This is a genomic window from Moraxella sp. VT-16-12 (assembly GCF_002224245.2).
In the GTDB taxonomy this organism is placed as follows: domain Bacteria; phylum Pseudomonadota; class Gammaproteobacteria; order Pseudomonadales; family Moraxellaceae; genus Moraxella.
In genome coordinates this window covers 1-1,291 of sequence record NZ_NKHK02000024.1, presented here as the reverse complement: position 1 = coordinate 1,291, position 1,291 = coordinate 1, and the positions used below count along the sequence as shown (strand labels likewise).

Sequence of the window (1,291 nt, the reverse complement as noted above, 5' to 3'; positions counted from 1 at the left end):
TCATGGCAAAAGCCAAATTCGAACGCACCAAACCACACGTTAACGTTGGTACCATCGGACACGTTGACCACGGTAAAACCACCCTAACTGCTGCCATCGCTACTGTTGCTGCTAAGCACCACGGTGGTGAAGCAAAAGACTACGCAGCCATTGACTCTGCCCCAGAAGAAAAAGCTCGTGGTATCACCATTAACACTTCTCACATTGAGTATGACACCGAAGCTCGTCACTATGCACACGTTGACTGCCCAGGACACGCCGACTATGTTAAAAACATGATTACTGGTGCTGCTCAAATGGACGGTGCCATCTTAGTTGTGGCAGCTACTGACGGTCCTATGCCACAAACTCGTGAGCACATCCTACTGTCTCGCCAAGTAGGTGTACCATACATCATGGTATTTATGAACAAGTGCGACCTTGTTGATGACGAAGAACTGCTAGAATTGGTAGAAATGGAAGTGCGTGAGCTTCTATCTGACTACGACTTCCCAGGTGATGACACCCCAATCATCAAAGGTTCTGCTCTACTAGGTCTAAATGGCGACCAAGGTGAGTATGGTGAAAAAGCCATCTTAGAATTGCTAGACACCCTAGACAGCTACATTCCTGAGCCTGAGCGTGCCATTGATAAAGCATTCCTAATGCCAATCGAAGACGTATTCTCTATCTCTGGTCGTGGTACTGTTGTAACAGGTCGTGTAGAATCTGGTATCATCAAAGTAGGCGATGAAGTAGAAATCGTTGGTATCAAAGACACTGCCAAAACCACCTGTACTGGTGTTGAGATGTTCCGTAAGCTACTAGACGAAGGTCGTGCTGGTGAGAACTGTGGTGTACTACTTCGTGGCACTAAGCGTGAAGAAGTTCAACGTGGTCAAGTACTTGCCAAACCAGGTTCTATCACCCCACACACTCAATTTGATGCAGAAGTATACGTACTATCAAAAGAAGAAGGTGGTCGTCATACCCCATTCCTAAATGGCTATCGTCCACAGTTCTACTTCCGTACCACTGACGTTACTGGTGCCATCACTCTACAAGAAGGTACTGAGATGGTAATGCCTGGTGATAACGTTGAGATGAGTGTTGAGCTTATCCACCCAATCGCCATGGACAAAGGTCTACGCTTTGCGATTCGTGAAGGTGGTCGTACCGTAGGTGCTGGTGTTGTTGCAAACGTTAAGAACTAATCTTTGATAAGATCATTCTTAATACAACCCAGTCCTTGGTCGTAAGACAAACCCCTGCCTGATGGTGGGGGTTTTGGTGTGATGGGGTGCTTTAAAAA

General features: G+C 46.6%; 1 protein-coding gene. It reads left to right on the top strand.

The genetic code is table 11. The annotated features are described in order from the left end of the window. The first annotated feature begins 2 nt into the window (after positions 1–2). On the top strand, positions 3–1,193 hold the full coding sequence (gene tuf, locus CEW93_RS10575) for an elongation factor Tu (RefSeq protein ID WP_089540449.1): 1,191 nt from the start codon (positions 3–5) through the stop codon (positions 1,191–1,193). Positions 1,194–1,291 lie beyond the last annotated feature (98 nt).

Bases quoted from the DNA above. Each gene is read 5' to 3' on its own strand.
- tuf (WP_089540449.1), top strand. From the start codon at position 3: ATGGCAAAAGCCAAATTCGAACGCACCAAACCACACGTTAACGTTGGT.